At 68.4% G+C, this 23,806-nt stretch carries 23 protein-coding genes; 19 read left to right on the forward strand and 4 right to left on the reverse strand.

Annotated features, from left to right (window positions below; translation table 11 throughout):
* Positions 1 to 99 precede the first annotated feature (99 nt).
* Positions 100 to 1,371 (forward strand): diaminobutyrate--2-oxoglutarate transaminase, encoded by a 1,272-nt coding sequence (gene ectB / locus AC5RUP_RS03150; protein ID WP_494153557.1) that lies wholly within the window; start codon positions 100 to 102, stop codon positions 1,369 to 1,371.
* Between the two features lie 119 nt (positions 1,372 to 1,490).
* Positions 1,491 to 1,889, forward strand: coding sequence for an ectoine synthase (locus tag AC5RUP_RS03155; protein ID WP_494065461.1), 399 nt, complete (start codon positions 1,491 to 1,493; stop codon positions 1,887 to 1,889).
* A 167-nt stretch (positions 1,890 to 2,056) separates the two neighbouring features.
* Here AC5RUP_RS03155 and AC5RUP_RS03160 read toward each other — a convergent pair whose 3' ends face one another.
* Positions 2,057 to 3,085 carry a LacI family DNA-binding transcriptional regulator gene (locus tag AC5RUP_RS03160; RefSeq protein ID WP_494133063.1) on the reverse strand — a complete coding sequence of 343 codons (1,029 nt, stop codon included), beginning with the start codon at positions 3,083 to 3,085 and terminating at the stop codon, positions 2,057 to 2,059.
* A 148-nt stretch (positions 3,086 to 3,233) separates the two neighbouring features.
* On the opposite strand from AC5RUP_RS03160, the gene AC5RUP_RS03165 reads away from it, so the two are divergent.
* The 9 genes from AC5RUP_RS03165 (at position 3,234) to AC5RUP_RS03205 (ending at position 13,180) form a co-directional block, all read left to right on the forward strand.
* Positions 3,234 to 4,880 carry an ABC transporter substrate-binding protein gene (locus AC5RUP_RS03165; protein ID WP_494153558.1) on the forward strand — a complete coding sequence of 549 codons (1,647 nt, stop codon included), beginning with the start codon at positions 3,234 to 3,236 and terminating at the stop codon, positions 4,878 to 4,880.
* Between the two features lie 12 nt (positions 4,881 to 4,892).
* A complete protein-coding gene (locus AC5RUP_RS03170; RefSeq protein WP_494153559.1) occupies positions 4,893 to 5,834 on the forward strand; it encodes an ABC transporter permease in 942 nt (313 codons plus the stop codon).
* The gene (locus tag AC5RUP_RS03175; protein ID WP_494133060.1) at positions 5,831 to 6,706 is read left to right on the forward strand and encodes an ABC transporter permease; all 876 of its coding nucleotides are present in this window, start codon (positions 5,831 to 5,833) and stop codon (positions 6,704 to 6,706) included. The genes AC5RUP_RS03170 and AC5RUP_RS03175 overlap by 4 nt, the downstream gene beginning before the upstream one ends.
* A complete protein-coding gene (locus tag AC5RUP_RS03180) occupies positions 6,706 to 7,596 on the forward strand; it encodes an ABC transporter ATP-binding protein (RefSeq protein ID WP_494153560.1) in 891 nt (296 codons plus the stop codon). Before AC5RUP_RS03175 ends, AC5RUP_RS03180 begins: the two co-directional genes overlap by 1 nt.
* Positions 7,593 to 8,453, forward strand: a complete 861-nt coding sequence (locus tag AC5RUP_RS03185) for an ABC transporter ATP-binding protein (RefSeq protein WP_494133058.1) — start codon at positions 7,593 to 7,595, stop codon at positions 8,451 to 8,453. The genes AC5RUP_RS03180 and AC5RUP_RS03185 overlap by 4 nt, the downstream gene beginning before the upstream one ends.
* Positions 8,446 to 9,564 (forward strand): C45 family autoproteolytic acyltransferase/hydrolase, encoded by a 1,119-nt coding sequence (locus AC5RUP_RS03190; protein WP_494153561.1) that lies wholly within the window; start codon positions 8,446 to 8,448, stop codon positions 9,562 to 9,564. The genes AC5RUP_RS03185 and AC5RUP_RS03190 overlap by 8 nt, the downstream gene beginning before the upstream one ends.
* Positions 9,564 to 10,799, forward strand: a complete 1,236-nt coding sequence (locus tag AC5RUP_RS03195) for a saccharopine dehydrogenase family protein (RefSeq protein ID WP_494153563.1) — start codon at positions 9,564 to 9,566, stop codon at positions 10,797 to 10,799. Before AC5RUP_RS03190 ends, AC5RUP_RS03195 begins: the two co-directional genes overlap by 1 nt.
* A gap of 157 nt (positions 10,800 to 10,956) precedes the next feature.
* Positions 10,957 to 11,589 carry a hypothetical protein gene (locus AC5RUP_RS03200; protein ID WP_494133056.1) on the forward strand — a complete coding sequence of 211 codons (633 nt, stop codon included), beginning with the start codon at positions 10,957 to 10,959 and terminating at the stop codon, positions 11,587 to 11,589.
* A gap of 121 nt (positions 11,590 to 11,710) precedes the next feature.
* Entirely contained in the window at positions 11,711 to 13,180 is a 1,470-nt protein-coding gene (locus AC5RUP_RS03205) for a glycosyltransferase family 2 protein (RefSeq protein ID WP_494153562.1), read from the forward strand.
* A 20-nt stretch (positions 13,181 to 13,200) separates the two neighbouring features.
* On the opposite strand, the gene AC5RUP_RS03210 is transcribed toward AC5RUP_RS03205, so the two are convergent.
* Positions 13,201 to 14,103, reverse strand: a complete 903-nt coding sequence (locus AC5RUP_RS03210; RefSeq protein ID WP_494133192.1) for a LysR family transcriptional regulator — start codon at positions 14,101 to 14,103, stop codon at positions 13,201 to 13,203.
* 183 nt (positions 14,104 to 14,286) lie between these two features.
* Between AC5RUP_RS03210 and AC5RUP_RS03215 the strand changes: the two genes are divergently transcribed.
* Both AC5RUP_RS03215 and AC5RUP_RS03220 read left to right on the forward strand, forming a co-directional pair.
* Entirely contained in the window at positions 14,287 to 17,715 is a 3,429-nt protein-coding gene (locus tag AC5RUP_RS03215) for a bifunctional proline dehydrogenase/L-glutamate gamma-semialdehyde dehydrogenase (protein ID WP_494158281.1), read from the forward strand.
* Between the two features lie 65 nt (positions 17,716 to 17,780).
* Positions 17,781 to 18,083, forward strand: a complete 303-nt coding sequence (locus AC5RUP_RS03220; protein WP_494133054.1) for a GNAT family N-acetyltransferase — start codon at positions 17,781 to 17,783, stop codon at positions 18,081 to 18,083.
* Between the two features lie 55 nt (positions 18,084 to 18,138).
* Here the strand turns inward: AC5RUP_RS03220 and AC5RUP_RS03225 are convergent, their stop codons facing one another.
* On the reverse strand, positions 18,139 to 18,750 hold the full coding sequence (locus AC5RUP_RS03225; protein ID WP_494158260.1) for a hypothetical protein: 612 nt from the start codon (positions 18,748 to 18,750) through the stop codon (positions 18,139 to 18,141).
* Positions 18,751 to 19,027: 277 nt separating this feature from the next.
* On the opposite strand from AC5RUP_RS03225, the gene AC5RUP_RS03230 reads away from it, so the two are divergent.
* Complete coding sequence (locus AC5RUP_RS03230) at positions 19,028 to 19,258, forward strand: hypothetical protein (protein WP_494133052.1); 231 nt, start codon at positions 19,028 to 19,030, stop codon at positions 19,256 to 19,258.
* A 211-nt stretch (positions 19,259 to 19,469) separates the two neighbouring features.
* The gene (locus tag AC5RUP_RS03235) at positions 19,470 to 19,871 is read left to right on the forward strand and encodes a hypothetical protein (protein ID WP_494133051.1); all 402 of its coding nucleotides are present in this window, start codon (positions 19,470 to 19,472) and stop codon (positions 19,869 to 19,871) included.
* 63 nt (positions 19,872 to 19,934) lie between these two features.
* Here the strand turns inward: AC5RUP_RS03235 and AC5RUP_RS03240 are convergent, their stop codons facing one another.
* Complete coding sequence (locus AC5RUP_RS03240; protein WP_494093310.1) at positions 19,935 to 20,183, reverse strand: DUF6458 family protein; 249 nt, start codon at positions 20,181 to 20,183, stop codon at positions 19,935 to 19,937.
* A 176-nt stretch (positions 20,184 to 20,359) separates the two neighbouring features.
* On the opposite strand from AC5RUP_RS03240, the gene AC5RUP_RS03245 reads away from it, so the two are divergent.
* From AC5RUP_RS03245 to AC5RUP_RS03260, 4 genes are all read left to right on the forward strand, one after another.
* Complete coding sequence (locus AC5RUP_RS03245; protein ID WP_494133050.1) at positions 20,360 to 21,295, forward strand: hypothetical protein; 936 nt, start codon at positions 20,360 to 20,362, stop codon at positions 21,293 to 21,295.
* Between the two features lie 68 nt (positions 21,296 to 21,363).
* A complete protein-coding gene (locus AC5RUP_RS03250) occupies positions 21,364 to 22,182 on the forward strand; it encodes a LamB/YcsF family protein (RefSeq protein ID WP_494158282.1) in 819 nt (272 codons plus the stop codon).
* Between the two features lies 1 nt (position 22,183).
* The gene (locus AC5RUP_RS03255; RefSeq protein ID WP_494133049.1) at positions 22,184 to 22,792 is read left to right on the forward strand and encodes a 5-oxoprolinase subunit B family protein; all 609 of its coding nucleotides are present in this window, start codon (positions 22,184 to 22,186) and stop codon (positions 22,790 to 22,792) included.
* A gap of 3 nt (positions 22,793 to 22,795) precedes the next feature.
* Entirely contained in the window at positions 22,796 to 23,770 is a 975-nt protein-coding gene (locus tag AC5RUP_RS03260; protein ID WP_494158261.1) for a 5-oxoprolinase subunit C family protein, read from the forward strand.
* Positions 23,771 to 23,806 lie beyond the last annotated feature (36 nt).

A 23,806-nucleotide genomic window follows, 5' to 3' on the forward strand; every position in this document is an offset into this window, starting at 1 on the left:
TCCACCAACGCACATCCGCATGAATCGACCTGCGGCTGCTGTGGCGCTGTCCCGTACCCGGGGCCGCCCGCTGCCGCACTGAGGAAGGAAGCGTATTCCATGACTGATATTTTCGAGACCCTCGAGTCCGAGGTCCGCGGCTACTGCCGCAGCTGGCCCGCCGTCTTCACCCGCGGCGAGGGCGGCACCCTGACGGCCGAGGACGGGACCACCTACCTGGATTTCTTCTCCGGCGCCGGTGCGCTCAACTACGGCCACAACAACCCGAAGCTGCTGCAGCCGCTGCTGGAGTACCTGGCCAGCGGCGCCGTCGTGCACTCTTTGGATATGAAGACCCCCGCCAAGCGCACGTTCCTGGAAACCTTCCAAGAGGTCATCCTCGAGCCGCGGAACCTCGACTACAAGGTGATGTTCCCCGGCCCCACCGGCACCAACACCGTTGAGGCCGCCCTGAAGCTGGCCCGCAAGGTGACGGGCCGCCAGCACATCCTCTCCTTCACCAACGCGTTCCACGGCATGACGCTCGGTTCGCTGTCGGTGACCGGTAACTCGATGAAGCGCCGGGGTGCGGGCATTCCGCTGACCAACAGCTCCAAAATCCCCTACGACGACTACTTCTCCGGCGAAACCGCCGATTTCCTGTGGCTGGAGCGCGTGTTGGAGGACAGCGGCTCGGGCGTGGACAAGCCGGCGGGCATCATCGTGGAGACCGTCCAGGGCGAAGGCGGCCTCAACGCCGCCCGGGCGGGCTGGCTGCGCGGCCTGGCCGACCTGTGCAAGAAGCACGAGATCCTGCTGATCGTCGACGATGTGCAGGCCGGCTGCGGCCGCACCGGAACGTTCTTCAGCTTCGAGGAAGCCGGCATCACCCCGGACATCGTCTGCCTGTCCAAGTCCATCTCCGGCTACGGCCTGCCGATGGCGCTGACCCTGTTCCGCCCCGAGCTGGACGTCTGGGGCGCCGGCGAGCACAACGGCACCTTCCGCGGGCACAACCCGGCGTTCGTGACGGCGACGGCGGCGCTGGAGACCTACTGGCGGACCGGCGAGTTCCAGAAACAGATCCATGCCCGGGCCGTGCAGCTGCACGAGGGCCTGGAGCGGATCGCCGGTCTGGTGGAGGGCGCCAGCGTGCGCGGCCGCGGCCTGCTGGCCGGGGTGAAGTTCCCGGAGAACGAGACCGCCGGCAAGATCGCCGCGGAGGCCTACGACAACGGGCTGCTGGTGGAAACATCCGGCCCCGAGGGCGAAGTGGTGAAGCTGATGCCAGCCCTAACCATCAGCGCCGCCGAACTGGACCGCGGCCTCGACATTCTGATCGACGCGACCCGCGCGGTTACCGCGGTGCCGGAACTGGTCGGAGCGCTCTAGGGCGGGGCGGCCGCACGCTGACGCCCGCTCCGCGTGTGCGGCGCCCGTCGCGGAGTGTGGCCCAGCCGCCCAGGCGCACCCCCAACAAAACTTCCTGACGACCTACCCAAGGAGTACCGATGCTTGTTACCAATCTGAACGACCTGAACGACACCGACCGCGACGTAAAGTCCGAGACCTGGCGGAGCCGGCGCATGGTGCTGGCGGGAGAGGGCGTGGGCTTTTCGTTCCACGACACGGTGATCTACGCGGGCACTACCTCCACGTTCCACTACGCCAACCACATCGAGGCCGTCTACTGCGTCCAGGGCGAGGGAACGCTGACCAACGAGGTCACCGGCGAAGTCCACGAACTGCGCGACGGAACCATGTACCTGCTGGACGGGCACGAGAAGCACACCGTCCGTGCCACCACCGAACTGCGCATGGCCTGCGTGTTCAACCCGCCGGTCACCGGCCGCGAGGTCCACGACGAGAACGGCGTGTACCCGCTCATCGAGGCCGAGCCGGCTCACTGACCCCGGCAACAAAGGACCCGGCAGCACCGGTGCATTCACTGAACTGACGGCAGACAACGACGGCGGTGGCCCGCCTTCGGCAGGAATCCTGCGGAAGGCGGGCCATCGTCACGTCCGGGCCGTCCGTTTCACCTGTTCCGGGGCTTATCGCTGCAGGCGGGACATCGTCACGTCCGACCGCTGCCGGAGTCGAGTGTGCTTTCGCGCAGGATCAACCGGGCGGAAAGCTTCGCCGGAATGCCGGACTCCCCGAGCATTTTCCGGGACAGGTGGCTGACCGCGGCCGCCGCGATGAGCTCCGGTTCCAGGTCAATGGCGCTGATCGCGGGGCTGCTGTTGCGCGACTGTTCTGAATCCGAACCGGCGATCAGCTGGACCTGCCCGGGCACGGCGATGCCCCGCGCCGCCAGTTCCTCCAGGGCGCCGCGCGCATGCCGCCCGGTCAGGCAGTAGACCGCGTCCGGCATGTCCTCGCCTGCGTCCAGCAGTTCCCGCATGGCGGCCCTGCCGCCCTCGACGCCGTCGGACTCCGGCCGGCTGGCGATGCGTGGCCTCATGCCGTGACGCGCTGTCCAGCTGCCGTAGGCCGCCGTGGAGTCGAGGTTCCAAGCGTTGCGGTCCATGCCGGTGATGAGGCAGATGGACCGTGCCCCCGATCGGTGGAACCTGGACAGCACTGCCTCCGTTTCTCCCGAGTCGTGGGAACCGACCCAATCGAGAAAGTCGGGCCGTGCAGGATCGCGCCCAATGGTGACGAAAGGAGCGGCCAGCCCCAGTAACAGGTCGATGACCGGATCCTCCTCGAGCGGATCGTCAATGATGTAGCCGTCCAGCGACAAGGCGAGCGGGGAGCGCGGCAGCCGCGTCAGGTCTCGGACGAGCATGACGCTCAGCCCGCGCTCCAGGCACTCCACGGCGACGGCGCCGGAGAGCCTGGTGAAGTAGTCCACGCCGTGCGGGCGATACGTCCCGAGCGAATCCAGGGGCCGGAGCATCAGGCCAACGACCCCGATCGGGCTGTTGCGCAGTCCCCGCGCCATCGGATCGGGCTGGTACCCCAGCCTTTCTGCCGTCTGCCGCACGCGCTCGCGGGTTTCGGCCGACAGTGTGCCCTTGTTGTTCAGGCTGTGTGAGACAGCGGTGATGGACACGCCGGCTTCCCGGGCCACATCGTGGATCGTGACTCGCCGGCGCATCGTCCGCCCTCCGTGATTCAGGTCATAACGGTTGGATAACAGAACAGCTAAAACGTTATATAAAAGGTTTTGTCCCCGTAGCTTACTGGAATACGCAGAGCAAGCGTCCCATCGGAACCACACACTGTGAAGCAAAGGGGATTGCAGGATGAAGAAAGTCACGCTGGCCACGTCGGTGGCCCTCGCGATGCTGCTGACAGCATGCAGCAACGGCGGGGGCGGAGCGGCCGCCCCGGATGCGGAGGCGGGCGGCGGCCTGGGGGAACTGCAGACCACCACCGAACCGGCGGCGGGCGAACTGGATACCGTCACCTGGAACCTGCCGTTCGGCGAACCGGCGTCACTGGATCCGATCAAGGCCTTCAACTACCCGGAAAACACCGTCGTGGCCAACCTGTGCGAAGGCCTGATGGTGATGGAACCGGACTACACGATTGCACCCAACCTTGCCGAATCCTTCGAGAACGTCGACGGCAAGACCTACATCTACCAGCTGCGGGATGACGTGACCTTCTGGGACGGCACGCCGATGACCGCCCAGGACGTGGTCTTCAGCTTGAACCGGCACCTGGACCCTGACGAGGGCAGCTACTGGGCCAGCGACGCGGTCAGCGGCAACGTGGAATCGATCAAGGCCACGGGTGATTACGAAGTGACCGTGAGCCTGAGCTCTCCGGACGTCACGTTCAACTCCTACATGGCCACTCCGCTGGGCGTCATCGTGCAGGAGGCACAGCGCAAAGAGGCCGGCGAAGCGTATGGCACCCCGCAGGAGGGCGTCATGTGTACGGGACCCTTCTCGGTTGACCAGTGGGACAGCGGCCAGAGCATCTCCCTGGCCAAGAACGATGCCTACTGGAACAGCAACCGCATGCCGAAGGTGCAGAACCTCGACATCCAGTTCATCGTGGACCCCGCGGCCATCACCAACGCGCTCGCCTCCGGGGCAGTGGACGGGTCCTACGACGTCCCGCTCAGCGCGGTGCCGCAACTTCAGTCGGCGACCAACGGCGAGCTGATTCTCGGCAAGTCCCTGCAGCTTTCGGCCATCATCGCTACCGGCGACGGCCCGCTGGGCGATCCTGCTGTGCGCAAGGCACTGTGGACCGCCGCGAACACATCGGCGCTGGCGGAGACGGTGTACGAGGGAACGGCGATGCCCGCCCGGTCCCTGATTCCCGACGGCGGCTGGTCTTACGGCGACGACGTCTTCAGCGCAGCGCGCGAAGAACTGCCGCCGGTTGAAGCGAACGTCGAGGAAGCGAAGAAAATCCTCGCGGAGGCAGAAGCTGATCCGAGCGAGCCGATCACCATCGTCTACCCGAGCGAACGGTCGTTCTACGCGGACATCATTTCCGAACTGGCGCGCGCCGGCCAGGAAATCGGGCTGACGGTCAAGCCCCAGGGCGTGCCGAGCGCACAATTCGGCGCCTTCTTCTCGGACCCCGAGGCCCGTGCCGGGCATGGCGCCTTCGTCACCACCAATTACATGGACGTTCCGGATCCCTTGGTGTTCCTGCGCACCATCGTGAAGGAAGGCGGGTCGCAGAACTTCTCCGACTACAGCAACCCGGAGATTGAAAAACTCATCGCCGAGGCGGAGGTTCTGACCGACGACGCGGAGCGTGCCGCGAAGGTCGCCGAAATCGAGGCGCTGGCCATGGCCGACCTGCCCTGGCTGCCCATCGTCGATCCGGCAGGACGGCTCTTCCTGAACGAGCGGGTGACGGGCGTACCGGCGTCCTTCGTCTACCTCTACTACCCCTGGGGTGCGGACCTGGGCGCCGCGGAGTAACAGAAAGCCGTCATGATCTATATCGTCAAAAGGCTCTTGGCACTGGGAACGATCCTGTTGGCCTCCAGCTTCGCGGTCTTTGGCGGACTGTACCTTGCACCAGGAAGCCCCGAGCAGTTCCTGGTGCAAGGCCGGACCGTAACGCCGGAGGTACTGGCGTCCATCAGGGCCCAGTACTCCCTGGACGACCCCTTTCTGGTCCGCTACTTCAACTGGCTGTGGGGTGTCATCCAGGGAGACTTCGGCCAGTCGCTGGCCAACCGCCAGGAAGTCGCCGACCTCATTGCGGGCCGTTTGCCCACCACCCTGTCCCTCACCCTCTACGCCGCGCTGATCATCGTGATTGGCGGTATCGGACTCGGTTGCCTTGCCGGGCTTCGGCCGGGCTGGCTGGAGAACGTGGTGCTTTTCGGGTCGAATCTCGGCTTTGCCGTACCGACATTCTTCGCGGCCCTGCTGCTGATGAGCGTCTTCGGGGTCATGCTCGGCTGGTTTCCGGTCTTCGGCTCCGGCGAGGGCCTGGCCGGCAGGCTCCATCACCTGACCCTGCCGGCGTTGGCGTTGGCGTTGCCCTCGCTGGCGGTGGTCGCGCGCATTACCCGCACCGCGGTCAAGGAAGAGCGCGAGTCCGAGCACGCCCAGACGGCCCGATCCCGGGGAGTGCTGGAACGGATCGTCATACGGCGCCACGTCCTGCGCAATTCGATGCTTCCCGTATCCACGGTTTCCGGCGTCCACGTCGCGGCCTTGCTGGCCGGCGCCTTTGTGGTCGAGTACGCGTTCACACTCGACGGCATCGGCGCACTGCTGGTGGCAGCCGTCCAGCAGAAGGACTTCGCGGTGGTGCAGGCAGTGTCGTTGATCATGGTCGTTGCCTTCGGCCTCATCAACCTGGCCGTCGACTTGCTCTATGTCGTGATCGATCCAAGAGTGCGTTTGGGGGCGGCGTCATGAGCACGCTGGAAGAAACCGGACGCCCCGGAGCACTTAAGCGGAGCCTGTCACGGAAGACCCGGTCGAAGCCGGATGTCCTGACGGCCGTCTGTCTGGGCTGGGTAGTGCTGATTGGACTGTTCGCCCTGATCGGGCCGGCCCTCACACCGTTCGATCCGACAGCCGGCAACGTCGTGGAGCGCTATCTTCCTCCCGGAGCCGAACATTGGCTCGGAACGGACCAGGCCGGACGGGATCTGTTCTCCCGGCTCGCCACCGGCGCCCGCTCCAGCATTCTCGCCGCCCTCGCCGTCGCCGTGCTCACCGCCGTGATGGGCGGAACCCTCGCCCTGGTCGCCGTCTGGTTCGGCGGCTGGGTGGACAACCTCATCAGCAGGGTCCTGGATTTCCTGTTCGCGTTTCCGAACCTGCTGCTGGCCGTGCTGGCGGTGGCGGTGTTCGGCGCGAGGGTGGAGACCGCCGTGATTGCCCTGGCGATCGGCTTCACCCCGTATACCGCACGGGTGATCCGCAGCGTGGCCCTGCGCGAGCGGAATCTGCCCTATGTGAAATCGGCGGAGTTGCAGGGTATTTCCGGGTTTTCCATCACCGTGCGGCATCTGCTGCCGAACGTGAAACAGCAGGTCCTGACGGGAATGAGCATCAACTTCGGCTACGGCATGATCGACCTCGCCGCGCTGTCCTATCTCGGCTTCGGCGTGCAGCCGCCCGATGCGGACTGGGGGCTCATGGTTTCCTCCGGCCAGTCCTCGCTTCTGGCCGGCTACCCGCAAGAGAGCCTCTACGCGGGCCTGCTCATTGTGCTGACCGTTGCCGCGCTAGGGTTCCTGGGCGAAAAGCTCGGCGGGCGCCGGGCAGCAGGGAGGATCTAATGCTTGAACTGTCGAATGTGACCGTGAAGATCGGGCCGGAGCACCGCCGGTCGACGCTGCTGTCAGATATCAACATCACGGTGGAGAAGGGTGAGTCAGTCGGCCTGGTGGGGGAGTCCGGCTCCGGAAAATCAATGACCATGCGGACGATCCTCCAGACCCTGCCGCCGCGGACGGACATTGCCGGCCGGGTCCTCTACAAGGGGGAGGACACCCGGGCGTACTCCGGCGAGCGGCTCCGCGCCTTCCGGGCCGGTGCCGTCTCGATGATCTCCCAGAATCCGCAGGCCGCCCTTAATCCGGTGCTGCCGGTCAGCAAATTCCTAGTGGAAGGCATCCAGGCCGCCAGGCCTGCAGTGACGGCCCAGGAGGCCCTGCGGCTTTCCGGGGAAGTGCTCGAGCAGGTGGGCATCCACAACGTCGCCCGCTGCCTGCGTTCCTACCCGCACCAGCTCTCCGGCGGCATGCTCCAGCGGGTCGTCATTGCCGGCGCGGTGGCCAGGGGCACCGAGCTGCTGCTGGCGGACGAACCGACCACGGCGCTCGATGTCACGACGCAGTCCGACGTCATGGCCATCTTGGACGAGGCGCGGACCGAGGCCGGCATGGCGATGATCTTCGTGACCCACGACTTGGACCTGGCGGCGGCGGCGTGCGACCGGATCGCCGTCATGTCGGGGGGCCGGATCGTCGAATCCGGCCCCGCGGACCGGGTGCTGAACCGGCCGGAACACGAATACACCCGGAAGCTGGTCGCGGCCAAGCCCAGCCTGGATCACCGCATCGACGCCGGCCCAGGCGCCGACCCCCAAATCCAGGCCAGACCTCGCACCGGGACAAGCGTCCCCGGTCCACCAAGCCGCGAGGCATCCCGAGAGGTGAAGCCATGACCGGCGTGCAGACGCAGCCCACGGCCCCCGCCGTCGTCATCAGCAATCTGAACAAGAAGTTCACCGTTGGTTCCGGCCGCAACCGCACGCACGTCCACGCCGTCAAAGACGCGTCCCTGGCCATCGAGCGCGGACACTGCCTGGCCGTGGTGGGGGAATCCGGTTCGGGAAAGAGCACGTTGGCCAGGATGCTCGTGGGGCTGGAAACCCCGGACAGCGGGTCCGTCTTCCTCAACGGCAAACCGGTCAACCCGCGGACCAGCCGCCGCATCCGGCGGGAACGGTCGAAGGACGTCCAAATGGTCTTCCAAGACCCGCAGGGGTCGTTGAACCGCCGGCTGCCGGTCTCCGAGGCAGTTGCCGAGGTGTTGAAGGCCCACACCTCCCTGGACCCGGCGGCACGACGCAGGCGCTGCCGCGAGTTATTCCTGGAAGTCGGACTGACCGAAACCCACATGTCCGCGCTGCCGGACGAGCTCTCGGGCGGGCAGAAGCAGCGCGTGGCGATAGCGCGGGCGCTGGCGGCCTCGCCGGGGGTTATCGTGCTCGACGAGGCCGTCTCCGCGCTGGACGTCACCGTCCAGGCGCAAATCCTGCGGATGCTCGAACAGTTGCGGCTGGAAAAACAGCTGACCTATCTCTTCATCACGCATGACCTGGCGGTGGCGCGCCAGATAGCCCACTCCATCGTGGTGATGCGCCGCGGGGTCATCGTCGAAGCCGGAAGCGCCGACCAGATCCTCGACCACCCGGCACACCCGTACACCCGCCGGTTGATCGACAGCGCGCCGCGGCCCGGCTGGAAGCCGCGGCGCCGCGACAGCGAGACATTGGATGAGGAGCACGACATTGACTGACCCCGCAGGCACCATCCCGCAGGTGCTGACGCTTCGAGGCGGGGACCCCCGCCAGCTGGGCGTGCAGCGTGGCACCGAAGGACGCAGCGGCATCGCCGGCTGCTGGGACGTCTACCGCCGGTTGTTCCAGGCCCACGGCATCAGCGAAACCGTCGTGGAGCGGGAAGCCACCCGCAGCCTGGCCGCCATCGAAGCCTGGGCGACGCACTTGGCGGCCGAAATCCGCGGCACCGCAGAGGGAGCGGGCCTGCCCGTCTGGAAGGTCAGCGCCCTCAATGCCCGGACCGAGATCCTGTCCCTCTCGGAACTGGCCCGGCCGGGGGAGTGTTCTACCGTCGTCAGCGCCGGAGCCCGGCCCTTCTCCTTGCAGACCTGGGACTGGCACGAAGAACTCGCCGGTGCCTGGCACCTGCAGTCGGTTGACGCCGGCCAGGGCCGGTTCGTGGGACTGACCGAGTACGGAATCCTCGCCAAGATCGGGCTGAACGACGCCGGTGTCGGCGTGCACCTGAACGTGCTGGGTCACAGGCAGGACCGTCCGGGGGCGGTGCCCGTCCACATCGCGGCCACCCAGGTGCTGCACCGGGCAGCTTCGCTGGACGAGGCGGTGGACATACTCCTCGACGCGCCGGTACAGACCTCCAGCGCCATCACCGTGGTCACCAGGGCCGGCACAGCAATCGTGGAGCTCAGCCCCGAGGGGGCCGAAGTGATTAAGCCGACCGACGGCCATCTGCTGCACACCAACCATTTCCTGGCCCCACGGCTGGCGAAAGGGGAGAAGACCGAGCTGTACCAGCCGGACTCCCAGCAGCGGATCGACTTGCTGGACAGGCGGGTCGGCGCAGTGTTCCAGCCCCGTCAGCCGCAGGATCTCGTGCCCTACCTGTGCTCCGTTCCCGGTGACGGGGCCGAACTGTGCTGCGTGCCGGATCCGGGTGCCGGCCTGGGGTCCCGCTGGGCGACCCTGGCAACCGTGGGCATCGACCCGGCGACCGGCACCCTGCTCGCGTCCCCCGGCGCGCCCACCGACGTGACGGCGAACAGCTGGTTCCGCCTGAGTCCCGGGCCTGCCGGCAGCGACAGCCACGACAACCCCAAGGGAGCATGATGCGGATTCTGTGTATAGGCGCAGGCGGAGTGGGTGGCGCCGCCGCAGGCATTGCCGCCCGGCGGGAATTCTTTGAGGCCTTCGTCCTGGCCGACTACGACCCGGCACGGGCCCACGCCGTCGTCGAGGCACTGCCGCAGGGCCGGCGCGGACGGTTCAGCGCGATTGCCCTGGACGCGTCAAGCAGGGAGGCCGTTGCCGGTGCCATCAGGGACCACGGCATTACCCACGTGCTCAACGCCGTTGACCCCCGTTTCGTCATGCCGGTCTTCGAAGGTGCCGCGGACGCCGGAGCCACCTACCTGGACATGGCCATGTCGCTGTCCACGCCGCACCCGGAACGACCCTACGAGCTCACCGGCATCAAGCTGGGGGACCAGCAGTTCGACCGCGCCGCTGAGTGGGAGGAAGCCGGACGGCTGGCTCTGGTCGGGATCGGCGTGGAACCGGGACTCTCCGACGTCCTGGCCCGGTACGCCCGGGACCACCTCTTCTCCGTCATCGACGAAATCGGCGTCCGCGACGGCGCCAACCTGAAGGTCGAAGGCTACGATTTCGCGCCGTCCTTCTCCATCTGGACCACCATCGAGGAATGCCTCAACCCGCCGGTGATCTATTCCGCCGACAGCGGTTGGAGCACCACAGAGCCCTTCAGCGACCCCGAAGTCTTCGACTTTCCCGAAGGCATCGGCCCCGTGGAGTGCGTCAACGTCGAACACGAGGAAGTCCTGCTGATGCCCCGGTGGCTGGACGCCGGGAAGGTCAATTTCAAGTACGGGCTGGGCGATGAATTCATCGAGGTGCTCAAGGTCCTGCACAAGCTCGGACTCGATTCCACCACACCGGTCAACGTCAAGGGAACGTCGGTCAGTCCCCGCGACGTCGTGGCCGCCTGCCTGCCGGATCCTGCCACGCTCGGGCCCAGGATCACCGGCAAAACATGCGCAGGCGTCCTGGTGACAGGCAAGGACAAGGACGGCGCCCCGCGGCGGACCTACCTCTACCATGTCGCCGACAACGCCGACACGATGGCCGAATACGGCAGCCAGTGCGTGGTGTGGCAGACGGCCCTGAACCCGATTATTGCCCTGGAACTCCTGGCCTCGGGCGCCTGGAGCGGAGCCGGCGTCCTGGGCCCGGAGGCCTTCGACGCTAAGCCCTTCCTGGACCTGATGTCGGCGCCCGCACCCGAGGGCTACGGTTCCCCGTGGGGGATGCGGGAGGAAAGGGTATAGGGGTCCCGGAAGCCGGCCGCAGGGCCCGAGGCGTTGCCGGACAAGCTGGCACCGATTTTGTACGAGGTGCTGCCGCTCCTTGGTTAATGGTTGCAGTGCGCGCAGGTGCGCTGCAGAATGCAGTAACGGCAGCAGTCAAAGGGGACGGGGCAGACCGGTGGCAACAAATTCACGGACCGAGCCAAAGCGGACCGTGCTCAAGGAAAAGTCGGGCACGTGGACAGCAATCCTGATCTGGGTCTCCGCCGCGGCGGCGCTCGTGTTGCTCTTCGCCCAGTCGCAGGAAGAGTCCTTCCTGCGGTGGATGGTGTGGCCCTTGCTGGCGGCCTCGTTCGCCTATATCTTCCTGTGGCTTCCTCGCCTTGCCTATGATGACGAGTCCGTTCTCATCACCAATAGCTTTCGGTCCCACGCCGTTCCCTTTGCCGTCGTTGATGACGTCAGCGTAGGCAGTGCCGTGAGGATCAGGACCGGAGCCAGGACCTACACAAGCTGGGGTGCGCCCTTTCCTCAGAATGCACGGGCCGCCGGCAACGAGCACAGTGCGTCAGTGGGACCGGCCACGATCACCCCTTGGGACCGAACTGCCTCCTCCGGCCAACGGCAGGGGCTGGAGCAGCATCCGCTCGTCCGCGCGTGGACAAGATCCAGGTCCAGCCTCCTGAAGTCCGAACCGTCACTGGGACCTGCAGTCGTCACCAGTTGGAACAAATCGGCCTTTGTGATGGCTGTCCTGTGCGTCCTCGTGGTCAGCGGACAGCAGGTCGCGCTCTTGGTGCTCAAGAGCTGAGAGCAGTTCGTGCCGCGCGCGGCCCTTTGCTGCGGAAACTCCGTCACGATTCCGCTTTCAAGGGCCTTCGGCCGATCGCAGTGGCAGAATGCATTAACTGCTGCCGATCAAAGGGGACCGAGTGGCCATCAAGGACAAACTGGCAGGCGCACGGCGCAAGCTGAAAAGGATCGCGGCGCGCGCCGGGCAGTTTCGCGTGCGCGAGAGTGATTCCGGGCCGACGGCCAGCGCGCAGACCGCGCGGGTGGCCGTGGTGATCCCGGTGTTCAACGCGTTGCCCTACCTGAGGGAACTGCTGGAATCGCTGGTTGCACAGGACCTGGACCCGTCGCTTTTCGAGGTTATCGCCGTGGACGACGGCTCCACGGACGGCGGAGGCAAGCTGCTGGACGAGTACGCCGCGCAGCATCCGAACTGGCGGGTCATCCACCAGCAGAACAGCGGCTGGCCGGGAAAACCCCGCAACGTAGGCATCGCCGCCAGCAGTTCCGACTACGTCTTCTTTTGCGATGCGGACGACAAGCTGGGGCCCGAAGCGCTGCGCCGGATGGTCGAATTTGCCGACAAGCACCAGGTCGACGTGCTGGCCCCACGCATGGTCGGAATCGGTGGCCGGCGCGTGCAGTCCTCGCTCTTCACCGAGACCGTGCCGGACGTGCCCGTGCGCAGGATCCTGGGCACGCTCTCACCGCAAAAGCTGATCCGGCGTGAGCTGCTGGACACACACGGCATCCGCTTCCCGGAGGGCAAAGTCCGGCTGGAAGACGGCATGATGCTCACCCGCTGCTATCTGGCCTCCCGGAGGAACGCGATCGCGGCCGACTACGACTATTACTTCATCCGCACCCGCGACGACGGAACCAACATCAGCTCCGAGCGCGCCATCCCCGAGGGGTACACCGGATCCGTCGCCGAAATCGCCCGGATCATCAGGGAGAACCATCCGGACCCTGAACATGCCGAGCTTTTGGTGCTGGACCTGTACCGGCGCAAACTCCTTCGCTTCTACGTGCCCGACCGCTACCGCTCGATGTCCCCGGGCACGCGGCAGCGGTGGGTGGCGGCGCATGCCGCCTTCGTGGACCAAAACATTCCGCAACGGCTGGAGGAGCAGCTGTCATTTCCCTACCGGCAGCGCTCGCAGCTGGTCCGGGCGCGGGATGCGGAAGGCCTGCTAAAGCTGGCCGCCACCGAGGAAGCACTGAAACCGGCGCCGCGGGCCCTGCAGCCCCGGCTCGACGGGGAGTCCGTGTCGTTCGGGCTGGTGTTCGAACCGGCGGCGGAGTACGAATCGGTCCGGCTGGTGGCACGCGCCCGCGGGACAGACGCCGAAGTCGGCTTTGACGTCCGGCACGACGGCGGCGGCTACCGTGCCGTCCTGCCTCGGAGCGAACTGGCCGGCCTGGGCCCGGTGCTGGTGGACCTGTTCGTGCAGCTCCGGTTGGACGGCATAACCGGTCCGGCCCGCAGGATCTTGGCACCGGAACAGGGGTTGCCCCTCATTGCCGCAGGCCTGCGCGCGTACGCCACGGTGCATGGGAACCTCAGCTTGGACCAGCGCAAACAGCACGCGGCGCAGGGCATGGCCTAGGGGAGGCGCCGGCCCGCACCTCAGACCGCGACCTCACGGGCCGTTGCCTCCAGGACTGCCCGGAAGGCCAGGATGGCCGGTCGGTTGGCAGAGCCGCGGCGGACCGAGGTGAAGACCGTGCGCCGCGGCAGGCCCGGCAGGTCCAGCAGCAGGCAGGTGGTGTCCCGGCCGGTCCAGACCAGGTCCGGCATGAACGCCACCGCGTTGCCAGATTCAATCAGCCGGATCTGCGCCTGCAGGTCGGCCGTTTCATACCGCACATCCGGCTCGAATCCGGCCTGGCGGCACGCCTGTTCCGCCCAATGCCGGGAAGCTGCGCCATGCGGCTCCATCACCCACGGCAGGCTCCGGGCGTCGTCGACCGAGGTGACGGCGGTTCCGGCCACGGCGGCGGGCGGTGCCGCGAGCCGGATGGCGTCGCTGGTCAGTTTCTGCCGATCCAGCTCCGCATGGTGCGGCGCCGCGTGGCCGGGGTATTGCTCGGCGATGACCAAGTCGAAGTCGCGCGCCCACGTCTCGTACAGCGCCGTCTCCGGTTCACGCTGGACCATCTCGATCCGCACGTCCGGGTGCCGCTGCCGCATGGCGGTGAGGGCCTCCGGCAGCAGGGCCAGCGCCGCGGATTGGAACGCCGCCAGCCGGACGGTTCCGGTTACCGCGGTCAGCGACGCCGCCAAGTCCGTTTCGGCCTGCTCGAGGGTGGACAGCAGCGACTCGGTGTGCCCCACGAGGATCTCGGCCTGCGGCGTGAGCTGCACCCGGCGTCCGGCCTTTCGCAGCAGCGCCACCCCTGCTTCCTTTTCCAGCAAGGCCAGCTGCTGGGAGACGGATGACGGGCTCAGGCTCAGCGCGGCGGCCGCCTCCGCCAAGGTGCCGCGGACTTTGACCTCGCGCAGCAGCCGCAGTCTCCGGACATCCAGCACGGCAACTCCACTCATCAGGAAAACCAATGATTATCGGTCGGAAAAGATCGCTTTTACTTCACGAAGTCTAGTTCCATACTGGTCCTGAGGGAACATTGCAATTTCGTTGAAGGGACAGATGCTGCCATGAACGATGCCCTGAAGGAGGCTCCGGTGCAGACCACTAAGCTGCCCGATGAGCAGATGGCCGACCTCGCCGCCGACTCCATCAAACTGGTCCGCCACTGGCTGACCGAGGCCGAGAAAGTCCCCGCCGACGCCTCCGCCCGCCAGCTGGCCGGCGTCTTGAATGATCCGAACGGGCTGGATTTCACCGTGGGATTCGTCGACGGCGTGATCCGCCCCGAGGACCTGAGCGTTGCCGCCCGCAACCTGTCCGCACTGGCACCGAAGGTTCCGGCCTTCCTGCCCTGGTACATGCGGGCCGCGGTGCGCGTGGGAGGCACCATGGCCCCGGTCCTCCCGCACGTGGTCATTCCGGTGGCCCGGCGGGTGCTGCGCGAAATGGTGGGCCACCTGATCGTGGACGCGACCGATGCCAAGCTGGGCCCGGCCATCGCCAGGATCCGCGGGGAAGACGTCAGGCTGAACATCAACCTGTTGGGCGAGGCCGTCCTGGGGAGCCGCGAGGCGGAACGCCGGCTCGAAGGCACCAAACGCCTGCTGGCCCGCGACGACGTCGACTACGTTTCCATCAAGGTCTCCTCTACCGTGGCACCGCACTCGCACTGGGCCTTCGACGAGGCCGTGGAGCACGTCGTCGACAGCCTGACCCCGCTGTACCGGCAGGCGGCCAACTCCCCGAAGCCCAAGTTCATCAACCTGGATATGGAGGAGTACAAGGACCTGGAGATGACCATGGCGGTCTTCACCAAGATCCTGGACAAGCCGGAGTTCGAGCAGCTGGAGGCCGGCATTGTGCTGCAGGCCTATCTGCCGGACGCGCTGCAGGCCATGATCCGGTTGCAGGAGTGGTCCGCCGCCCGCCGCGCCCGCGGCGGCGCCGCGATCAAGGTCCGCGTGGTCAAGGGCGCCAACCTGCCCATGGAGCACGTGGAAGCGTCGCTGCACGGCTGGCCGCTGGCCACCTGGGGAACCAAGCAGGACTCGGACACCAACTACAAGCGCGTGATCAACTACGCCCTGCACCCGGACCGGATCGGCAACGTGCGGATCGGCGTCGCCGGGCACAACCTGTTCGACGTCGCGTTCGCCTGGCTGCTGGCCAAGCAGCGCGGCATCGGACACCTCGCGGGGGCCATCGACTTCGAGATGCTGCTGGGCATGGCGCAGGGCCAGGCCGAGGCGGTGAAGAAGGACGTCGGGTCGCTGCTGCTCTACACCCCGGTGGTCCACCCCGGCGAGTTCGACGTGGCCATCGCCTACCTGATCCGGCGGCTCGAAGAGGGCGCCAGTAGCGAGAACTTCATGTCCGCAGTCTTCGAGCTCAGCAAGAACGAGCACCTCTTCGAGCGCGAGAAGCAGCGCTTCCTCGCCTCGCTCGAGAACCTCGACGACGACGTCCCGGAACCGAACCGGCAGCAGGACCGCACCAAGCCCGAACCGGCCCGGCCCGCCGACTCCTTCGATAACATCCCGGACACCGATCCGTCGCTGCCCGCCAACCTGGCCTGGGGCCGGGAGATCCTGTCCCGCGTACCGGGCTCGAGGCTCGGCATCGACACCGTTGCCGCCGCCGAGGTCACGGATGAAGCGCAGCTGGCGCAGGTCGTGGCCACGGCCGTCGACCAGTCCAAGAGCTGGGGGGCGATGAGCGGCGCCGAACGTGCCGAGGTGCTGCACAAGGCCGGCGACAAACTGAATGCCCACCGCGCCCGGCTGTTAGAGGTCATGGCTGCCGAGGCGGGCAAGACCCTGGACCAGGGCGACCCGGAGGTGTCCGAGGCCGCCGACTTCGCGCACTTCTACGCCGAGCTGGCGCGCATGCTGGACACGGTGGACGGCGCCGAATTCGTTCCGTCCCGGCTGACCGTGGTCACCCCGCCGTGGAACTTCCCGACGGCGATCCCCGCCGGAGGCGCGTTGGCGGCGCTGGCCGCGGGCTCCGCCGTCGTGATCAAGCCTGCGAAGCAGGCGGCCCGCACCGGGGCCGTGATGGTGGAAGCGCTGTGGGAGGCATTTGACGAAGCCGGGGTGCCGCGCGATGTGCTGCAGCTGGTGCAGCTGGGCGAGCGCGAACTGGGCCGGCAGCTGGTCTCGCACCCGGAGGTGGACCGCGTGATCCTCACCGGCGCCTACGAGACCGCCGAGCTGTTCCGCTCCTTCCGCCCGGACCTGCCGCTGCTGGCCGAGACCTCCGGCAAGAACGCCATCATCGTCACGCCCAGCGCCGACTTCGACCTGGCCGCCAGGGACGTCGCCTACTCCGCGTTCGGCCATGCCGGGCAGAAGTGCTCCGCGGCCTCGCTGGTGATCCTGGTGGGATCCGCCGCCACGTCGCCGCGCTTCCGCAACCAGTTGGTGGACGCGGTCACCTCGATGAAGGTGGGCTATCCCCAGGATCCGGCCACCCAGATGGGCCCGGTCATCGCCCCGGCCGAAGGCAAGCTGCTGGACGGGCTGACGACGCTGGGCGCCGGCGAGAGCTGGCTGATCCGGCCGGAACAGCTGGACGAGACCGGCAAGCTCTGGAGTCCGGGCGTGCGCACCGGGGTAAAGCGCGGCTCGCGCTATCACCTGACCGAGTTCTTCGGCCCGATCCTCGGGGTGATGACCGCCGAAACGCTCGAAGAGGCGGTCGCCATCACCAACGACATCGAGTACGGCCTGACCTCGGGCCTGCATTCACTGGACCGGGACGAGCTGGACTACTGGCTGCAGAACATCCAGGCCGGCAACCTCTACGTGAACCGGGGCATCACCGGCGCCATCGTCCGGCGCCAACCCTTCGGCGGCTGGAAGAAGTCCTCGGTGGGGGCCGGAACCAAGGCCGGCGGACCGAACTACCTGGTCGGGCTCGGCGACTGGGAGACCGCACCGTCGACGGCCACCGCCGACATCACCGGCGCGGCGGCGAAGCTGCTGGAGGCTGCCCGGCGCGCGGGCCAGGCGCTGTCCGCCGACGAGCTCGCCGGGCTGGAACGCTCGCTGCGCTCGGACGCTGCCGCCTGGGCCGCCGAGTTCGGCGCGGCCAAGGACGTGTCCGGCCTGACCGCCGAGCGCAACGTGTTCCGCTACCTGCCCGTGCCGGTCACGGTCCGGCTGTCCGACGGCGAGCCGCTGGCCAAGCTGGTCCGCGTGCTGGCCGCCGGCGTGCGGGCCGGCTCCGCGGTCACGGTGTCCACCGCCGTCGAGCTTCCCGCGGCACTGCGGGCCGTGGCCACGGAGCTGGATCTTGCCGTGGCCGTGGAGGACGACGCCGACTGGCTGACCCGGGTGCCACGGATCGGCGCCGGGCGGATCCGGCTGATCGGCGGGGACGCCACGGCGCTCGCCGTCGCCGCCGGCGGGCGGCCGGATGTGGCTGTCTACGCCCACGACGTGACCGAAGCCGGCCGGGTGGAAATGCTGCCGTTCCTGCACGAGCAGGCCGTCAGCATCACCGCGCATCGCTTCGGTACGCCCAACCACCTGGCCGACGGCTTGATCTAGCCTGCGGCAGCCCATGCGGGCGGCGGTGTGTTTGCACCGCCGCCCGCGTGTGTCAGGCTCGGGCTATGGCTGACAACCTCTCTTTCCGGCTGAACGAGGATCTAAGGCGCTACGAGGTGCTGGCCGCCCGGTCCCTGGCAGGGTTCACCGAGTTTCAGGCGCACGGCGGGACCGTGGCGTTCACCCATACGCGGGTGTTCGATGACTTTGCCGGCCAGGGCCTGGCCGGCAAGCTGGTGCGCCATGCGCTGGACGACGTGGTCGCCGGCGGGAGGAAGATCGTTCCGTACTGCGAGTACGTTGCGGGCTGGCTGCACAAGCACCCGGAGTACGAGCCGCATGTCGAGTGGCCCGAAAGCCCCGAATAGGATCCACCACGCGCACGGCGGATTACTGCTGCGGGCTGCGGGCTGCGGGGTGGGGTCAGGGGTGCCGGCGCATCCAGCTGACGGCGTGCAAGGTCAAGGTGGCGACGACGGTGAGCAGCCCGGCGATCAGGATCGTGGGCGCGACGGAGCTGAAGATGAAAATCCACGGCGGCCCGTAGCTGCCCGTGGGCCCGAGCATGGCGTCCAGCTCGATGAAGTGCGGTGCCAGCGAGCCCCAGGCCCCGAACCCGGCCAGCCCCAGGCCCAGCACCCACATCGCTGCTAGGAACGGATTGACCTTTCGGCGGAGCGGCGCCGCACCCGCCGGCCTCGCCGTCACGACGGCGTCGGGCGGAATGACCTCGGCGATGCCGGTCGCCTGGGCTGTGCTGTGGTCGGCGCGGGGGTCCGTCGCGGGCGCCGCATGCGTCGCGGCCGCAGGAAATGCCGGGCTCACCCGGGTGTCCGCCGGGGTGTCCGGTGGGGTGACGGGCCGGGGGAGCCGCGCCGCCGGCGGTACCGCCGCCTGCTGGCCCGCCGCCTGCTGGCCCGCCGTCGGCCGGGCCCCGGCGGTGCGCGGGGTGCCGCCCGTCGTTGCGGCGCCAGCCGTTTCGCCGCCGCGCTGGTAGATCGCGTCGTACCGCTGGTCGAACTGTGATGCGGACATGGTCCCCCTTCTCGCCGGCCTTTGCTTGAATCTACCGGATGCCCTGCGGCGCTGTTAGGCTGTGCGCCATGGGAATTCTGATTTTCGAGTAACCAGGTCTTGGACCGGTCAATCCGACCACCACACAAGGCTTGCTGAGGCTGTACCTCGCGAGTGGTTCCCTGATCCCACCCCCGCTCACGCCCGGATGATGCTCCGGGTATTGTGGCGTCCTGTCTTGACGACAGGTGCGGCGGACCAGTTCCCGGCAGGCTCCTGAAAATACCGAAGGAGAGCCATGACTGACATCGATCCGCGGGCACCAAAACCCGCCGAATCCCGTGAACCAAACATCCACCTCGCCCCGGCCGCCGCGGCCAAACTGACCGAGGACCAACAGGCGAGGCTGGCTTCCCGCCGTGCGGCCAAGGCCGGCGACCTGGCCGGCTGGCACAGCATCGGCAACAGCCACAAGCCGAAGCACGCCAGCGGCCGGCAGGGACCGCCCGAGAAAAAGATCCGCTGGTAACGCCTGCCCGCGAGGGCGCCGGCCAGTGCCCCGGTGGAAGATTCCGCCGGGGCACTGCCCTGTCCAACCGGGCCACGGTGTATGCGGCAGGCCGGTCCTGAAGGCGACGCCCGCTGGGCCGGGCGCCCTGGGCCTGATATCGCCCTAATGCCTTATATAGGGTGGCAGGAGAGGGAGCCCTGAGCGGGCGGAGCTACGGGAGGAAAACGGCATGAGGCCAGATGTGCGGCGGATGTTGCTGATCCAGGCCGGTAACGTCTTGCAGTTCGCCATCGCCGTTGGTGTCATCGTCGTGGCCATCGACACCATGACGGCCTTCTCGCTGGGCTCGCGGCAGGACCCGGAGGGCGGCGGCACGCTGGCGGGCTTCGCCCTGGCCGGAGCCATCGCCGTCGTTGTCCTCGCGGTTTTTGCCTACCGCTGGACGGCGCGCGGCGAGCGGTATGCGCCGCTGTTCGCGGTGCTCGGCTGGGCCGTGCTCTGGCTGCCGCTCAGCCTGACGCTGGGCATGGGCGGCGAGGACGGCGTGGGCCTGGCCTATCTGGCCACGCTGGTGTGCGGGGCGGGGATTGTGCTGTCGCTCGTGGCGCTGGGCAGCAAAAAACCCCGCTGATCGGCGAGGCCGGCCGGCACGCGGGCCGTGGAGGCCGCGTGCCGGCTGCCTCAGCCTGTGGGCCTAGAGGCCGCGGGTTTCGTCGCGCCGGATGGTCTCGCCGGTGTGCGGATCCTCGATGCGGCGGCTTTCCGTCACGCGGTGCTCGCGGCGTGGGACGGCCATGATGATGGAGACGATCAGGCCGAGCACGCCTACGCCCATCAGGATCCAGCCGATCAGCGTCAGGTCGATGAAATCCACGACGTCGGCAACGGCGAAGGCCAGAATTGCGCCGATGGCAATCAAGGCGATTGATGATCCGATTCTCATAGCCAGCAACTCCTTTAGGTTGGGCGGCCGGCGCAGCTGGCGCTGCATCCGGCCGTCGTACAGGAAGTACGCGGTGCTTTGTCAGCATACTTGGTGTTTTGGGGAACGTCCCGCAACCCGTGACTTACGCTTAAGGCCGGAACACCATCACGGTGCTGATTGCTCCAGGAGGGTTTGTGGCCAGAGGACGGAAGATCAACCCAGCCATGCGGGTCGCCGCCGACGCGGCTTTCGACAAGCACGGCAACCCAAAGCCGGGCGTAACGACCGCCATCATGAAGGCGCTGGACGTCCAGCGGCCGCTGGTGCTGGCCAACCTGGACCGGCTGCGGCGCAAGAACCCGGACGCGACGCCGGCCGAGCTGGCCGCGAAGCTGGAAAAGAGATACCTGGCAGCGGTGACCACCGGCGGCGCGGCGGTGGGGGCTTCGGCCGTCGTGCCAGGTGTTGGCACGGTGGCGGCACTGGGCTTCTCCGCGGTGGCGACGGTGGGCTTCCTGGAAGCCACCGCCCTGTTCGCCCAGTCCATCGCCGAACTGCATGGCATCGATACCGAGAACCCCGAGCGCTCCCAGGCCCTGGTGATGGCCATCCTGATGGGCGACGAGGGCAGCTCCCTGATCCGTGAGTTCGCCGGGCAGGCCGGCGGGCGCGGCGGAAACCCGTCGCGGGCTTGGGGCAGCGCGGTGGGCAGCAGCATGCCCTCCGGCATGGTCAGCTCGCTCGTGGACAGCCTGAAAAAGCGTTTCCTGACCAAACTGCTGGCCAAGCAGGGGACGGCGATGCTCGGCCGCGCGGTTCCCTTCGGCATCGGCGCGGCCGTTGGTGGTGCCGGTAACCATGTGATGGGCCGGCGCGTCATCGAAGCCACCAGGACCGCCTTCGGGGAGCCGCCGATGGTGCTGCCGATGTCCCTGGTGGAGGACCTCGCCGACAACCGGTACCGGCTGGGCGAGCTGCCGGCGGTGCCCGGCCGGGTCGCCGGCCGGATGCTGGAGAGGCTGCCCGGCCGCAGGCGGACGGCGCCGGCGGCCCTCGAGGCGTCCGGCGACCAGGACGGCGATGGCCGCAGCCGCCCCGCCGGCGGACCCGACGACGGGACCGGGCCGTGACAGCACCCGGCGGCCGCCCTGCCCGCCAAGGCGATCCGGTTCGAGCTGAGTCGGGGGGCCGGCCGGGGATCGACCTGAACAGCGATCTTGGAGAATCGGTCGACGGTCGGCTGATGGGCGACGACGCCGCGATGTTTCCGCTGATCACCAGCGCGAACATCGCCTGCGGCTACCATGCCGGCGACGACGAGACGATGCTGGCCAGTTGCCGCCGCGCCGTGGAGCACGGGGTGGCGGTGGGCGCGCACGTTTCCTACCGGGACCGGGCCGGGTTTGGCCGCCGAAGCCTGGACGTCGCCGCGGCCGACCTGACCGCCGACGTGGCTGCCCAGCTGGCCGCCCTCGACCGGATCGCCAGGGGCGCGGGGGCACGAGTGGCTTACGTGAAGCCGCATGGCGCGCTCTATAACCGGATAGTCCACGACCGCAGCCAGGCCGCGGCGGTGGTCGAAGCCATCGGCGCCTTCGAGCCGCGGCTTCCCCTCCTCGGGCTGCCCGGATCGGCGGCGCTCGAACTGGCGGCCGCCGCCGGACTGCCGGTGTTCCGGGAGGCTTTCGTGGATCGCGGTTACCGGGCGGACGGAACACTCATTCCGCGCGGCGAGCCCGGCGCCCTGCTGGAAGACCTGGAGGAAATTGCGGACCGGGCCGTGGACTTCGCCCGCGACGGGGCGGCGGATTCCCTCTGCGTCCACGGCGATACCCCGGGCGCGGTGGCGATGGCGCGGCTGGTCCGGGAACGGCTGGCCGCCGCCGGGATCCCACTGCGTCCCTTCACGGGGGCTGCCGGCCACCGGTCCGGCCGGCGCCCCGCCGCCGGCGATTCCCGCACCGCCGGCGCGGCACCCGTTCCCGCTCCCTCCGGGCCCCGCACCACTGGACGGTAGGGTGCGGATCCTGCCCTTCGGCGCGAACGCCCTGCTCGCCGAATTCGACACCCTCGACGACGTCCTGGCGCACTACAACGCACTCTCGGTTGCGCCGCTGCCGGGCGTGACGGAGCTGGTTCCCGCGGCCCGCACCATCCTGGCGGCCTTCGACGACCCGGCGGCCGCCGCCGTCGTCCGCCGCTGGCTGGAACAGACCCCACCGCACGACGGCGGCGCACGCACCACCGGGGACGAGGTCACGGTCGAGGTGGACTACTCGGGGGAGGACCTGCCGGCGGTGGCACGGATCCTGGGCGTGAGTGAGGCGGACGTCGTGCGGCGCCACCAGCAGTGCGAATGGGTAGCCGCTTTCACCGGCTTTGCGCCGGGCTTCGCCTACCTGGTGGCACCCGGGAACTCGCTGCAGGTACCGCGGCTGGCCGAACCGCGGACCCGGGTGCCGGCCGGATCGGTGGGCCTGGCGGGCGAGTTCACCGGCATCTACCCCTCCGCGTCACCCGGCGGCTGGCAGCTGATCGGCAGGACCGATGAGCGGCTGTGGGACGCCGCGCGGGAGCAGCCGGCGCTGATTGCGCCGGGAACGCGCGTGCGGTTCAGGGCGGTGTAGCCGGTGATCACCGTAGTCACGGCGGGACCGCAACTTCTGGTGCAGGACCTCGGCCGGCCGGGCCACGCCGCGATCGGGCTGAGCCCGTCCGGCGCGCTGGACGCCCGGGCACTGCGCACGGCCAACCGCCTGGTCGGAAACCCCGACACCGCGGCGGGGCTGGAGTTGCTGCTGGGCGGCGCCGTGCTGCGGTTCGACGCCGACACGGTGGTGGCGGTGGCCGGGGCCTCCGGCAAACTCTCGGTGACGGGCCCGGGAAACGCGGCGGCTAAGCCTGCGTCCGCGGGCCGGCCGCGGAAGGACCGACCGGATCTTTATCGGCCCATCCGCGTCCGTGCCGGCCAGCGGCTGGAGATCGCCCCCGCCGCGTCCGGGCTCAGGTATTACCTGGCGGTGGCTGGCGGCATCGTGGCCGAGACCCTGATGGGATCGGCGGCCACGGATCTGCTCTCCGGCATGGGGCCGGCTCCGCTGCGGGACGGGGACGTGGTGGAGACCGGGGTTGTTCCACCGGCCGGACGGACCGGCTCGAACCCCGCCGCCGCGCTCGCCGGCGAGGGCCCAGGACACGCCAAGCACCAAGGGCCCGCCGTCGATTCGCGCTGGACGCCGGTGCCGCTGCCGCCCGCCGCCGCCGTGACCGTGCGGCTCCGCCCCGGGCCGCGGCTGGACTGGTTCACCGCCGAGGCGCGCCAGCGGCTGGTGCTGGGCCGGTGGACGGTCAGCGCCGAGAGCAACCGGATCGGACTGCGCCTGCTGGGCCGGCCGCTGCGGCGCGCGGTCGACCGGGAATTGCCCAGCGAAGGCATGGTTACCGGCGCGGTGCAGGTGCCGCCGTCGGGCTTGCCCACCGTATTCCTGGCCGACCATCCGGTGACCGGCGGCTATCCGGTGCCGGCCGTGGTGGAAGCGGCCGACCTCCCGGCGCTGGCCCAGGCCCGGCCCGGCCAACGTCTCCGCTTTCTCTGGGCGGGCTAGGGCCCGAAGTGGACCTTGTGCTCCGTTTCGGGCTCG

It is taken from the genome of Arthrobacter sp. Y3223151 (assembly GCF_059091125.1).